Consider the following 14,344-nt stretch of genomic DNA (forward strand, 5'->3'; position numbering starts at 1 on the left):
CTTAAAGGTAAATGAAGCTATAAAAAATCTGAAGACAAACTTAAGTCTTCAGATTTAAACTTTCCTATTAAGAGAATTGATTACTTACTAAAAAATTGATTTACGGAGTCCTCAGAATTTAGATGTTCTTTTATTAGATTCTTTAAGTCTTCTTCATTTTCAAAGCCGTCCAGTTTATTATTGTACCAATGTTGAATTTCAGTTTTGGTTACAGTGAATTCATTAGCCGGAAATTTGAATGCAATCCAATCTACATTTTGGATTAAAGCAAAAAGATACGTGGCATTCGCTATAACAGTTTCCTTTATTTCTTTATCTGCAGTTATATCGTTATATTCCAAAGTAATGCCATATGGTTGTTCTTTCGTATGAAGGGAAATTTGTTTTAATTCATTGCTGTAGTTTAATTGATTCACAATATTTCCAACCGCACTGTTGTCACCTACATAGGAATCTTTGTATTGAAATATATCTGCTTTTGAGTCAGCATTTTGACTGCATCCGCTTAATACAATCAATACGAATAACATCGAAATATAAAATATGGGAGTACGTTTCACTATTTCATCTCACTTCATTTCTTATAAAATTAGGGTTGCATCATTTCATTACCAACGTGGATAGGCTTTTTCCTACTATAAAAATACCCGGCCAGTAATATTATAAGAGCTAATGTGACTGTTCCTCCGGCAAAAAGGAGGGGAGCTTTATATGTGAGGAAATAAGTTTCCAAACGACCCGCAATAACAGGGCCGATTATTTGTCCGATCGCATAAAAGGTTGTCAGTATGGAAACAACGTAGGCACTTTGCTTTGGATATAACTGTCTTGCGTATGCTGTTGACATAGTAACGAGTCCGACAAATGTAAAACCAAATGAAATGGCCGACAACAATACGCTCCACACGGATTGTGACAGCACAGGAAGCAGGATGCCGATTATTTGCATCGCATACGCTAAAGCCAGCATAGAAATCGTTGAATAACGGGACATCAATTTCATCCAAATCGGTGCAGATGGAATGGCAGCCAGTCCAGCCAATACCCAACTATAACCTGCATATGCGCTAAGGGCCTCGATATTATATATAATGTCCACAAGAAAAGTCCCTGTGATAATATAACCCAATCCTTCTAAGCCATATGCAATAATCAGCCATGGCATGAAGCCTCTCCAAATATTGCTATCCTCAGATTTTGGTGCCTTTACATGATTAAGAACTTGTAAATGACGCCATAAAAATAGTGTCGTCGCTAAAAACAATGCGGATAACAAACCGAGCCCAAGCCAAGAACCTTGCCAGCGGAAACTTGCTTCAAAGAATGGTACTAAAAATCCTGATAATGCAATGCCAATACCGATTCCACTAAATAAATAACCACTCCAGCGCGTTAGTAAATGCGCTGCTAAATAATCCATCACGATGCTTAATGTCAGGACAAAGATAAACCCGCTCGTTAAGCCAGCAATAAAGCGTAACACGATCCAAATGATGTATGAATCTACTAATCCCATTAAAAGAATCGAAGTGACATTCATGACAACATTTAATAATAGAAAGTTCTTTTTCGATTTATAAATAAACCCGGCCCACAATGCTCCAATAAAGTAGCCAATATAGTTGCTTGAAGCGAGCCAGCCGCCTTGTGTAAAGGATAAATTTTCATCGACACGCATGAATGGTAAAATCGGCGTGAACGCAAAGCGGCTAATACCCATAGCAACAGCTAAAAATAGAATTCCCCCTAAAATTACACTTAAATGTTGATGATTTATGAAAATCCCTCCCTAAAAAAGCATCTCTTATAGTGATTGTACCACTCTTATTTTCAAAATTAATAGAGGTAATACCCGTAGAAACGAGAAAAAACCCGACTATATCACCAAAAGTCAGGTTTTGCGACCATAAGCCAAAGAAAGAATCCCATTAAAAAGATATATTTCCAGGTAGCGCTTTTCATCATATGAATAAATTGTTCTTTTTCAAACTGTGCACTTTTGGCAAAATTCAGGGCAGGCTTAAAAGCAAGAGCCATAAAATATAAAGAAAAGCCCATAACGATATACGTTACAATAAGCCAGGGAGATGTCCAGGACCACCCACTAAAATAAATTAAAACTAAACCGGTAGGCACAATGAAATGGCCTCCGTTTGCCACAGCTCTCAGCAAACCTTGAAGAGCCGTAATAAAGCTAGAAAGATCTTGCGTCTGTGCCTTTTCCATACGTTTTAATATCGGGAAAATCGCGAACAGCGGACCGGTAGCAACGATGACACTTAAAATATGTAAATAAAGCGTAATTGTAAAAAGCAATTTCATCCCTCGCTCGAGTTTTATTGAAATAATCATACCATGAAAAAAAGATGACTCGAAAGTTTGTGACTTCCGAATCATCTCTATTAAAACCCCTTATGAATGAGCGGCTGCTCCCTGTTTCCCTTTGTTTTTGCTTTTTTCTTCTTCTTTTACACGCTGTTTTTTCAATTTGTTTAAATCTGAACGTAATAGTAAAGAAATACCTAATGAAATAGCGATTAAGAAGCTGAATAGATAAAATACTGGAATATAACTGTTTGTCGCTTCGTGAATTGTTGAAACGATAATCGGACCAAAAATACCACCAAGTGACCATGTAGTTAATAAATAGCCATGAATAACCCCAAGTTGCTTCGTACCGAATAAGTCACTCGCGAATGCCGGTAAGTTCGAGAAACCACCGCCATAACAACTAACTACTAAGAATATGAATACTTGTAATAGAATAGCGTTTGTCGTAAACGGTAATGTAATAAAGGCAATTAACTGAATCGTGAAGAAAATTACAAACACATTAGAGCGTCCGATATAATCTGATCCAGCCGCCCAAAGTAAGCGACCACCACCATTAAATAGACCCATTAAACCAACCATAGTTGCAGCAGCTGCTACTGACAGCCCGGCAATTTCCTGTGCCATTGGAGAGGCTACTGAAATCATCATTAAACCAGAAGTTACGTTGATTAAGTGCATAGACCAAAGCATCCAGAATTGCTTTGTACGAACCGCTTCACGAGCAGACATTTGTGCAATTTCCTGTGATTTTGCTTTTCCTGAAGCAACCATATCTTCTACATCACCTGTTTTAGGTGGTGCAATATAAAGTGCTCCGGCAATCATTAATAGAAAATAACTAATCCCTAAAATATAATACGTATTTGATATCCCTACAGCCTGCATTAAGTTTGCAGCAACTGGCGCGGTAATTAACGCACCAGATCCAAATCCTAAAACAGCCATCCCTGTCGCTAAACCGCGACGATTAGGGAACCATTTAACAAGCGTCGATACCGGTGCAATATAACCAATCCCCATCCCGAGACCACTTAGTAACCCGTAAGTTAGCCAATATAAAACAACTGAATCCATAGCGATCGCAATACCTGCGCCACCTTGTCCTAAACCGAATAGTACTGCGGCAACCATCGCTGCTTTTCTAGGTCCTAACTTTTCTACTGTGCTACCAAATAATGCTGCAGCAAAACCAGCAAGTCCCATCATAATTGTAAAAGCAATAGTAATTTGTGATGCATCCCAACCAAGTTCTGTTGCGATTGGATTTTTATACACACTATATGCATACGCACCACCAATTGAAAGGTGGATAGCAATGGCAGATGCAGCAATTAACCAACGATTTTTTTTCATATAAATTCCCCCTAACACCTATTAAAATATCGATTTTACGATAATTTTCTACTTAAAGTAGATGTGTCAAATGTTTGAACGTTCATGTACATAAACTTAACATTAATTTATTATTTTGTGCAAGTGAAATATATAAAATAAAATTATCTTGAAAAAACATATATTTCTCTTTTCGGTAGCAAAATCGTACTTGATGCAATAATTTTTTACTGTAAAAAAACGCATTATAACCTTGATAAATCAAGGTTTGTTAGGTGTAGGATAGTGATATTTACTAATAGGTTTCGAAATAAGGATAATATTGTAAGTTAATGAATTTTCTAATTTAACAACTAAATTAGCTAACTTATGCATCAAAATTCTACTATATGTTTTAATGGTGATAGGCAAAAGATTTTTGGAATTTATAATATAACAGTGACTAATACACAATCGGGAAACACCCGATAGCTTTATGCATTGATAAATCAACGTTTTAGAGAAGTGGTGTTAAAATAAATAGCTTTTTTTCTTGCGGTTGTTATTAATTATGCAACTGTTTATAACAGTTTGAAAAAGATAAAATTCAGTACGTTTCGCTGCAGATTTTGGATTAAAAAAGAAATAAATTTCTAAAGGAAACGGTGCCTTTACCGATTTCACGGTGCTTTTTTACATTAATTTACTGAATAATGGAGCAGAATAATGCTGAAAATGAGTTTGTATAAAAATACTCATACTAATTTTGAATAGAAATAAAATTATTTGACGAGTCACGAACTGTTCCTCTAAAGTCAAATAGTGATAAGAAAAGAGGCGAAATTTTATGCGAAAAATAGATCCAAAACAATTATCAGAGCGAGAAAATTATAAGTTTTTGATTGGTTCCATAATTCCTAGGCCAATTGCCTTTGTAACATCGGTATCAGCAGAAGGTGTGGTCAATGCTGCACCGTTTAGCTTTTTTAATATTGTATCTTCAAATCCTCCGATGATTTCCGTAAGTGTTCAGCGCAAGCAAGGGGAAATGAAGGATACGGCAAGAAATATTCTTGCCAATCGTCAATTTGTTGTACATATAGTCGATACGGAAAATGTTGAAAAGGTAAATGAAACGGCAGCGAGCTTACCTCCAGAGGAAAGTGAAGTGGAAATGACTGGGCTGACATTGGTTGGAAGTACAAAAATCGGTGTTCCAGGAGTAAAAGAGGCCAAAGTACGTTTTGAATGCGAATTAGAAACCGCACTGGAGCTTGGTGGAGAAGAAAATAACCCAGGGTGTGACCTGATTATAGGTAAAGTTGTATATTATCATATAGAAGAAAGTATATATGAAGATGGTCGGATCGATTCACAAGAACTAGCTGCTATAAGTCGTTTAGCTGGAAATGATTATGCGAAAATTGGAGAGCAATTCACGATTAAGCGTCCCCTTTAATTTCATTCATTTCGAGCGTAGCTATATATGGGAGGAAAACAAATGTTAAAAATTAAAAACATTGAATTATTTAATATTGAATTACCATTAATTGAACCATTTATCGTAAGCTACGGTACATATCCAAATATGCCATCAATCATTGTAAAGATGACAACAGAATGTGGGTTAGTGGGCTGGGGAGAAGCCGTGCCGGATGAGCATGTTACAGGCGAAACACTGGAAGGCACGTTTGCCGTTTTAAAGCATACATTAGCTCCTGCAATGATCGGGGAAAATCCGATGAACTTTGAAAAGGTCCATGCCAAAATGGATGCACTGATTTATAGTGCACCAGCAGCAAAGGCAGCTATTGATATTGCATGCTTCGATCTTGTAGGGAAAAAGCTCGGTGTGCCAGCGTATCAATTAACAGGTGGCCGCTATTATGAAAAGTTCCCTATTACGCATGTGCTAAGTATCGGTACCCCAGAAAAGATGGCGAATGAAGCAGCAGAGCGTGTGGCAGAAGGGTATAGCTCATTCAAAATGAAGGTTGGCCGAGATGTAGCAAGCGACGTTGCGCGTATTAAAGCGGTACGTGAAAGAATCGGAAACGACATTGCAATTCGAGTCGACGTCAACCAAGGTTGGGTAAATAGCTCAACGACGATGCAGGCAGTACGCGAGCTTGAGCATTTAAGTATTGACTGGCTAGAGCAGCCGGTTCGTGCCGATGATATTGATGGCATGGTTGAAATTAAATCGAAAACATCGATTCCAGTCATGATTGATGAAGGTTTACGCGGTGTCCGTGAAATGCGGGAAATCATAGCAAAACGTGCTGCGGATAAAGTAAATATAAAATTAATGAAGTGTGGCGGGATGTATCCTGCGATGAAGCTTGCGCATATGGCGGAAATGGCGGGTATTGAATGCCAAATCGGTTCCATGGTCGAATCTTCTGTCGGATCAGCAGCGGGATTCCATGTAGCATTTTCAAATAAGGTGTTTACAAGTGTTGAGTTAACAGGACCATTAAAGTTTTCTAAAGATATCGGGAACCTTCAATATAATGTACCGTTCATTCAGTTAAACGAACGCTCGGGTTTAGGTGTTGATGTGGATGAAACAGTTTTGGCCGAACTAACACGTGAAAAATGTGTGGTGCAATAATGATTGCGACAGGATTTTTAGGGAATGATGAGTTCACCGTTAATTTACTGAATGAATCCCATATACCGCAGTTAATGAACCTGCAGCAGGAAGTCGTAGACGCATTGCCGGATAAAGCGATTTTACAGCCACTTGACGAAGGAGAATTGGGCTTTATATTAAAAGGAAATGGCCTAATGATTGGTGTTTTCGTTAAAGAGAAATTAATTGCATTTCGAGCTTTACTTGAACCGGTTATTGATGAGGAGCATTTAGGGTATGATATCGGTTTACAAACAGAAGATGAACTGAAAAAAGTGCTGTACCAAGAAATATCAAATGTACACCCGCAATATCGGGGCTATGGATTACAACGGACAATGGCAAACATTATTATGCAACAAGTAAATCTGGCAAAATATAATGTTGTCTGTGCAACGGTGATGCCGGGTAATATCGCGAGCATGAAAGACAAGTTCTCTCAAAATATGCATATAGCAGCATTAAAGCTGAAATACGGTGGAAAATTGCGCTATGTATTTATGAAGAAGCTGTCGGAAGTAGACCGTCAATGGGCTGAAGAACGTTATGTTTCAATGAATGAGACAAATGCTCAGCAACAGCTTATACAACAAGGCTTTATCGGCATTTCTATGAAAAAGCAGCAAGATGAATGGTTGATCCAATATGTAAAATGAAAAAGGATGTAGCGGGTAATTATTAATCCGCCACATCCTTTTTCGTTTTATTACAATCCAAGTCGTATGAATGTTCTTTAAATATCATTGTCATCAAAGCTGTCTAAATCGAAGAAATCACTGTTGTCTTCGAATAAGTAAGAAACGTCATTGTCATCTGTAGCTAAATAAGTGTAGTTAATCATATTATCAGCTCCTTTTTATAACTATACAATATTCAGAAAATTAAGTAAAGTGTAATTTACCTCTTTTTTATTGAATGAATGTTCATAAATCGTTGGTAATTATATATTTTTAGCGTTTGTTTCCGCTTTCATACCTTATAATAATATGTTTTATAAGATATTTTCATGCATATTTTCATACATTTAAAAACGCGTGTATTTTGAAACTTTCTCTTCCAGAAAAATGTATATATAGAAAAAGGAATGGAGTGAAGGAAATGGAGAAAAAACCATTCAACGATGTAGATGAGCATTATCAAAAACATATAGGTACACCGAGTTCCTATAATATGAAGCAAATGCCAAAACCAATTCGTATTATTGGTTATATTCTAATCAGCTTTATGACGGTTGCTGCATCTTTACTTATTATATTAATGATCTGGGATAAAATATTCTAGCTTAAACCGGGGAAACAGTCTTTTTCCTAAACATCTTTAATATTAAGCCCACTATAGTAATAAACTTATTAGTAGGGGTTAAGTATATGTAAAAAATCTGTATTTAACAGAATAATTATCTGCTTTGTGTTAATATATTTGTAATTAACTGTAAATGGGGTGGGAAGCATGGAGCAACATATTTTTGTCTCGAAACTTATACCTCCGACACCGGCGAATAACTATTTAAGAAGAGCAAAATTAATGAAGAAGCTTTCAGATTGGCCACATGCAAAATGTACCATTTTACATAGTAGCGCAGGGTATGGAAAAACATCGCTTATTAGTCAATTTATAAATGATCAAAAAACTAAATGCGCCTGGTATCAAATAACACCAGATGATGATTCGATATTTCCGTTTTTACGCCATTTTATTTTTAGTATCCAACAGCATTTCCCTTCATTTGGCGAAAAGCTAAAAGGGTGGGATGTAACAGTAAAGTTTCATAACATGGAAGAGTTATTGCAGCTTTCAAAGCAAATTGCCAATGAGCTGCACGATATTAAAGAACCATTTTTAATCGTGCTGGACGACTATCACCATGTATCGCATGTGTTTCAAATTAATTACGTCATGAATCAAATACTTCAATATTTACCTAGCAATCTCCATATTATAGTGGCGACGAGGAAAATGCCGGAGTGGAGCTGTTTGTTAACGCTTCGAATGAATAATCAGTTAATAGAATGTTTAGAGCAGGAGTTTATTTTTACTGAAGATGATGTCCAATATTTATTTGAAGCTTTCTTTGAGCGTCAATTAACCGATGAACAGTGTGAATTTATTATGCAAATGACAGAAGGCTGGGCAATGGCAATTATGCTGCTTGGCTATAAGGCTAAGTATAGTCAGGAAAAGCTTATTGATATTGCAGAAGGAACGGTCGGGAATTTTTTTGACTACCTATCTGCAGAAGTGTTCGACAAGTTAGACGAGCAACTTCAGCTTCAGCTTTTAAAGCTTGGTATTCATCAAGTTATATCGCTTGATGTCATTACGGAGCTATATGGGCTGGAATGGATTGAACAAGTTAAGCCGAAATTAGACGAGCTTGCGTTTATTACGCCGTTAGCAGGAGGAACAAAATACCGTTTTCATGCATTGTTCCAACAATTCCTGCAGCAACGGTTGAGTGAATACTACTCGGACCTATATGAGGAGTTTCATGAACAGGCTGCCGAGTATTATGCTCTCCAAAACTTAGGAGTACTCGCGGTCACACATGCTAAACAACTAAAAAATCAGCATTATTATATCCAATTATTACTGCATTTCGCTCCTCAATTTATTGAAGCCGGTCAATTCGAATTTCTATTGGAAAGGTTGAAAGACTTTTCACTCGATCAAAAGCCGTATCAGCTTCTCTATTATGAAGGGGAATGTCAGCGGTACCGTGCACAATATGAGAAGGCGAAAAATGCGTACAATGAATGTTTTATAAAAGCTCAATTGCAGCAAGATCAATTATTTTTAATGCGCTCACAATTTGGCCTTGCCAATATTTATTTGGACACCCTACAGCCAGTTTTTGCAGAACACCATTTGCAGCAAGCTATCGCATTATTAAATGAAGTAAAACTCAGTGATACAGAACGTCATCTTATTAATAGCCTTTATACTGAAAATCTCATTAATTTAGGGAAAGCAGGGGAGGCTCTTCGATGGAGTAATTCTCAAAATCTACAGTTAAGCATTAACAATATTGATGCGCGTCTTTATTTACGGCATGGTCAATTGGAAAAAGCAAAAGAGTTGTTAAATGCACGAATATCAAAACCCTTTCAATGGGAAGAAGCACATCGTACGACAGATTTACTCCTCGTTTTAATCGATATATTAATGGGAGAAAATGTACAGGCCTATAGCCGAATTATTGAAGGTGGAAAAGAAGGGCTCGTTGATATGCCATATACGCTTGCACTTACAAAGCTACGTAAAGGGCTTGCACTGTTAAATATGGAAATGAAAGATTTCGAACGGGCAAAAGCATGTTTTGATGAGACACTGGAGCTATTAAATCAAATACATGTTAAGCGCATTACAGCCGAGTGTTATATGGGTCTCATTTTATATTACCGCAATAATGTTATTGAGGCGAAACGCCATGCCCAAATCGGTTTAAGGGAAACGAATAAAGTGCAGGATTTTTGGATGTCTGCATTATTACTGACGGCATTAACGAAAGTGTTGGCCGAAAACGACCATTTTGAAGAGGCAATCGATACGGCAAAACAAGCTTTATTCTATTATGAACGCAGTGAAGATACGTATGGACAAATGGTCTGTTCCTTTTGGCTTGCATACTGTTTCTCAAAAGTGGATGAGAACCAAGCATCCAAACACTATCAGCTATTTTGGAAATTATGTATGAATGACTTTCCTTTTTTTATTGAGAAGAAAACCCTTTTTGGACCACAACATTTAATTCTTTTTGTTCAGCTCGCTAAACAGCTACAGCATGACGTGCCCGTATTTAATCAATTGAAAATACAGGATGCACCGAGTACAGAGCTATCACTGACATTGTTCGGCCCTATTCAGATTCGTCGTGAATATCATGTTATTCACGATAAAGAATGGAAGCGAATGAAAGCGAAAGAACTGTTTTTATATTTATATATACACCGTGAGCAGTTCGTGTCGCGTCAGCAAATTTGCGAAGCGATTTGGCAGCAGGATGAAGAAGCGATGCAACGTGATTTTAAAGTAGTTTTTAATGCGATGCTAAAAGCTTTGGAGCCAGCAAGGTCTGCTCGGGAGGAAAGTTACTTTATAACGCGACGTCAGCATTTATATAAGCTTGAGGATCGCTGGATTCAAAGTGATGTAGCACATTTTACGTATTATGCACAACGCGGAATGGAAGAAAAAACAGCCAAGCTTTCAAATGAATGGCTAAAACTTGCAATGAGGCTGGTGGATGGTCAATTTTGTTCCGATATTGAACGTGAGTGGATTGAATCGATTCAAGCGCATTACAATGAGCAAATACTGAAAATTCTGGAGCGTGTCGCACAAAACTATGTCCGGCTACAGCAATTTGATAAAGTCATTCGTTGGGCAGAGCGCATTATTGCACTGGATGACGGTCATGAAGAGGGGTACCGGTTGTTAATGCTTGCCCATTATTATCTTGGGAATCGTAGGGAAGCACTAAAACAGTATGAGCGCTGTGTATATGTACTTGATGAACAATACAAAATTACACCGATGGACCCGACCGAGCAATTGTACGAACTTGTATTAAAAATGTAAATAGATTGAGAGCTATGTTGAAATATAATTCGACATAGCTTTTTTTATTTCATGGGATTAGGGGGGAGCGTGAAGAGCGTTTTACTAGAACAAACGAGCCGGTTATTAGAGGAATTTAGTGTGAGATTAGAAGAAATGGTTCGGCAATTGGTGGGAAAAAGTGTTGCCGTAGTTTTATTAGCACAGTTGAGCAGTTTATTAGAAAAAGTCAGAGCGGTATTAGAAGATTGAGAACCGATTTTAGAACAATGCAAAGCGATATTAGCACAACCAAACTATATATTAGAAAATCGAAATTATATTAGAACAAATTAATTTTTATTAGAAGATATCAACTTTTATTAGAACAATTCGCTGTGAATTGGATATCTGTTCAGTCGAGCAATGGCATAGTGTCCAAGCGTCTCAACTTCTCTCCGGAATTCCCCTTTATCCCCATCCCATTTATTGAATGTAACTCATTTGTAACTTGGCGATGTTACATTACGATTAAGCAGATAGCTATGCTGAAAATATTGCTGGGAGGGACATTGAATGAAAAAGCGTTTATGGTTAATTTTTGCGGTGTTATCGGTTTTCTTATTAGTTGCATGTAACAGTGATTCAGCAGACAGTAATGATTCATCAACTACAAATACTTCAGCTGAGCAAGGTGAAAGCGGTGCAAAAGAAGCAGCTGCTTCATCGGATCCGATTAAAGTTGGTGTACTTGCATCGTTGACAGGAGCACTTGAATCGTACGGTAAGCAAACGAGAAACGGCTTTGAACTAGGTCTTGAATATGCAACAGACGGCACGATGGAAGTGGAAGGACGTAAAATTGAAGTCGTTTGGGAAGATACAGAAACAAAACCGGAAGTAGCGGTGCAAAAGGCAACGAAACTATTGGAAGATGACGCTGTTGATTTTTTAGTCGGTTCATCAAGTTCAGGTGACACATTGGCAGTACTTCCACTAGCAGAAGAGTACGAAAAGATTATGATTGTTGAACCAGCAGTAGCAGATAGTATTACAGGTTCAGAGTTTAACCCTTACATTTTCAGAACAGCACGTAATTCATCCCAAGATGCTTATGCAGCTGCAGCAGCAATTGCAGGTGAAGGTGTTAAAATCGCAACGTTCGCACCTGACTATTCATTCGGTTGGGATGGGGTATCGGCATTTAAAGCGGCAGCTGAAAAATTAGGAGCTGACATCGTATTGGAAGAATATGCAGATCCAGCAGCAACTGACTTCACATCCAATTTACAAAAAATTATCGAAGCAAAACCAGAGTTTCTATTTGTTGTATGGGCAGGGGCTAACTCTCCATGGAACCAGATTGCAGATCTAAAGCTACAGGAAAAAGGGATTAAAATTTCAACTGGAGCACCAGATATTATTGCGCTTCAATTTATGGAGCCTTTAGTAGGGATGGAAGGATTCTCGGTATATCACCATACATTACCAAACAATGAAGTAAATGATTGGTTAGTAGAAGAGCATAAAGCAAGATTCAACGGAGAGGTACCGGATTTGTTCACACCAGGCGGATTTACAGCGGCGGTTGCCATTGTAGAAGCATTGAAAAAATCAGGTGGTGATGCCGATGGAAATGCACTTATTCCATTAATGGAAGGTATGTCATTCGAGACACCAAAAGGAACGATGACATTCCGTAAAGAAGACCACCAGGCATTACAAACGATGTATGCCATCCGACTTGAAAAGGTGGCGGAATTTGATTATCCAGTACCGGTATTAATACGTGAACTACTACCAGAAGAAACGGAACCTCCTATTTTAAATTAGTAAATAAGTGAGGCTGTCTAAAAAGTGTTGAACTTTCAAGACAGCCTTTTGTTATAAAGGTTTCCATGGCGTTTATACGAAATGGAAAGGTTTATGAAAATGAGTTGATTGGAATGGAGGGGAGGCGACTCCTAGGGACCAGCAGAAGCGAGAGACTACAGGCTCGAGCCTGGCCCCTGGAAAGCGTCCGACCCGCAATGTAAATCAATATGAGAGGGTGAGATGATGGAACCGATTATAAAAACGAGCAATTTATCGATTAAGTTTGGTGAGCATAAAGCGGTAGATAATATTAACTTTGAAATGGCACCAAAGCATTTTAAATCCATTATTGGTCCGAATGGTGCAGGAAAAACAACTTTCTTTAATTTAATCAGTGGTGAACTGGAGCCAACTGAAGGCGATGTGTTTTTTAAAGGGTTATCACTTCATAAAAAGTCTTCTGTTGAACGAACTCGTTTAGGTATCGGGCGTTCATTTCAAATTACGAATGTGTTTCCGAATTTAACGGTACTGGAAAATGTACGCCTTGCCGTTCAGTCGAAGCGGAAAGTGCGCTTTCACATGCTCAACCACTTTCTGAAATATAAAGAGATTACGAATGAAGCGGTTGAGATTTTGGAACAAGTGCTATTAACCGACAAAATGCATCAAGTGGCGAATCAGCTTTCCCATGGTGAAAAAAGAAAACTGGAAATCGGAATGTTACTGGCACTTGATACTGAAATTTTACTATTGGATGAGCCGACAGCGGGCATGTCACTGGAGGAAGTACCTGCAATATTGGATGTGATTCGTTCCATTAAGGAGCGTGGTGATAAGACCATCTTATTAATTGAGCACAAAATGGATATGATTATCGATTTATCCGATTCAATTATGGTGCTGTTCAACGGGGCGCTATTAGCTGATGGAACACCTGAAGAGATTATGAACAATGAAACGGTACAACAAGCGTATTTAGGAGGCCTTGCATATGAGTAATATTTTAACGTTAGAGCGTGTGGAAACGTTTATTTCACAATATCATATTTTGCAAGGCATCAATTTTGAAGCGAAAGCAGGAGAAGTTTCAGTTTTACTAGGGCGGAATGGCGCTGGGAAAACGACGACGCTTCGCACGATTATGGGCTTAACACCGGCGTCAAAAGGTACGATTCAGTTCGATGGGAAAGATATTACAAAAATGGCGCCTTATGATATTGCAAACAGTGGAATTGGCTATGTGCCTGAGGATCAAGGGATTTTCGGACAGCTGACAGTAGAGGAAAACATGAAAGTTGCGATCCGAAAAGAAACGGATGCGACAATGCAAAAGCAAGCGTACATTTTAGAGTTATTCCCGGATTTAAAAAAGTTCTGGAAAAAGCAAGGAGGCAATTTATCGGGTGGTCAAAAGCAAATGCTTGCGATGGCAAGAGCGTTTGTCAATGACAGCAAGCTGCTTTTAATCGATGAACCATCCAAAGGCCTTGCGCCAATTGTTATCGAGAAAGTAATGGAAGCAATAACTGAAATGAAAAAGCATACCTCAATTGTGCTAGTTGAACAGAACTTCATGATGGCCAGCAAAATTGGTGATACATTCACATTAATTGACGACGGGCGGACTGTGCAATCAGGGGAAATGCAAGGTTTAATCGAAGACGAACAGCTTAAGCGTAAATATTTAGGAATCGGATAAGGAGGGGAAGC

Annotated in this window: 12 protein-coding genes; 8 read left to right on the plus strand and 4 right to left on the minus strand. The window is 38.1% G+C overall.

Translation table 11 applies throughout. The features are described from left to right. Window positions 1-80: 80 nt before the first annotated feature. From MKY13_RS01365 to MKY13_RS01380, 4 genes are all read right to left on the minus strand, one after another. Complete coding sequence (locus MKY13_RS01365; RefSeq protein WP_339214856.1) at window positions 81-530, minus strand: DUF4825 domain-containing protein; 450 nt, start codon at window positions 528-530, stop codon at window positions 81-83. A 59-nt stretch (window positions 531-589) separates the two neighbouring features. After that, on the minus strand, window positions 590-1,777 hold the full coding sequence (locus MKY13_RS01370; RefSeq protein ID WP_339216824.1) for a YbfB/YjiJ family MFS transporter: 1,188 nt from the start codon (window positions 1,775-1,777) through the stop codon (window positions 590-592). Window positions 1,778-1,881: 104 nt separating this feature from the next. Further along, complete coding sequence (locus MKY13_RS01375) at window positions 1,882-2,352, minus strand: hypothetical protein (RefSeq protein WP_339214858.1); 471 nt, start codon at window positions 2,350-2,352, stop codon at window positions 1,882-1,884. 60 nt (window positions 2,353-2,412) lie between these two features. Continuing rightward, window positions 2,413-3,687, minus strand: coding sequence for an OFA family MFS transporter (locus MKY13_RS01380; protein WP_339214860.1), 1,275 nt, complete (start codon window positions 3,685-3,687; stop codon window positions 2,413-2,415). An 805-nt stretch (window positions 3,688-4,492) separates the two neighbouring features. Here MKY13_RS01380 and MKY13_RS01385 point away from each other — a divergent pair. The 8 genes from MKY13_RS01385 (at window position 4,493) to MKY13_RS01420 (ending at window position 14,333) form a co-directional block, all read left to right on the plus strand. Beyond that, window positions 4,493-5,104 (plus strand): flavin reductase family protein, encoded by a 612-nt coding sequence (locus tag MKY13_RS01385; RefSeq protein WP_191701290.1) that lies wholly within the window; start codon window positions 4,493-4,495, stop codon window positions 5,102-5,104. Window positions 5,105-5,146: 42 nt separating this feature from the next. Continuing rightward, window positions 5,147-6,259, plus strand: a complete 1,113-nt coding sequence (locus MKY13_RS01390) for a dipeptide epimerase (protein ID WP_339214863.1) — start codon at window positions 5,147-5,149, stop codon at window positions 6,257-6,259. Continuing rightward, window positions 6,259-6,936, plus strand: coding sequence for a GNAT family N-acetyltransferase (locus MKY13_RS01395; RefSeq protein ID WP_191701288.1), 678 nt, complete (start codon window positions 6,259-6,261; stop codon window positions 6,934-6,936). Before MKY13_RS01390 ends, MKY13_RS01395 begins: the two co-directional genes overlap by 1 nt. A 442-nt stretch (window positions 6,937-7,378) precedes the next feature. Then, the gene (locus MKY13_RS01400) at window positions 7,379-7,561 is read left to right on the plus strand and encodes an amino acid transporter (RefSeq protein ID WP_191701287.1); all 183 of its coding nucleotides are present in this window, start codon (window positions 7,379-7,381) and stop codon (window positions 7,559-7,561) included. A 168-nt stretch (window positions 7,562-7,729) separates the two neighbouring features. Next, window positions 7,730-10,858 (plus strand): BTAD domain-containing putative transcriptional regulator, encoded by a 3,129-nt coding sequence (locus MKY13_RS01405; RefSeq protein WP_339214865.1) that lies wholly within the window; start codon window positions 7,730-7,732, stop codon window positions 10,856-10,858. A gap of 534 nt (window positions 10,859-11,392) precedes the next feature. Next, entirely contained in the window at window positions 11,393-12,649 is a 1,257-nt protein-coding gene (locus MKY13_RS01410) for a substrate-binding domain-containing protein (RefSeq protein ID WP_339214867.1), read from the plus strand. Between the two features lie 225 nt (window positions 12,650-12,874). Next, window positions 12,875-13,633, plus strand: a complete 759-nt coding sequence (locus tag MKY13_RS01415; protein ID WP_191701284.1) for an ABC transporter ATP-binding protein — start codon at window positions 12,875-12,877, stop codon at window positions 13,631-13,633. Next, a complete protein-coding gene (locus MKY13_RS01420) occupies window positions 13,626-14,333 on the plus strand; it encodes an ABC transporter ATP-binding protein (RefSeq protein WP_191701283.1) in 708 nt (235 codons plus the stop codon). The genes MKY13_RS01415 and MKY13_RS01420 overlap by 8 nt, the downstream gene beginning before the upstream one ends. Window positions 14,334-14,344 lie beyond the last annotated feature (11 nt).

The organism is Solibacillus sp. FSL W8-0372, assembly GCF_037969735.1.
In the GTDB taxonomy this organism is placed as follows: Bacteria; Bacillota; Bacilli; order Bacillales_A; family Planococcaceae; genus Solibacillus; species Solibacillus faecavium.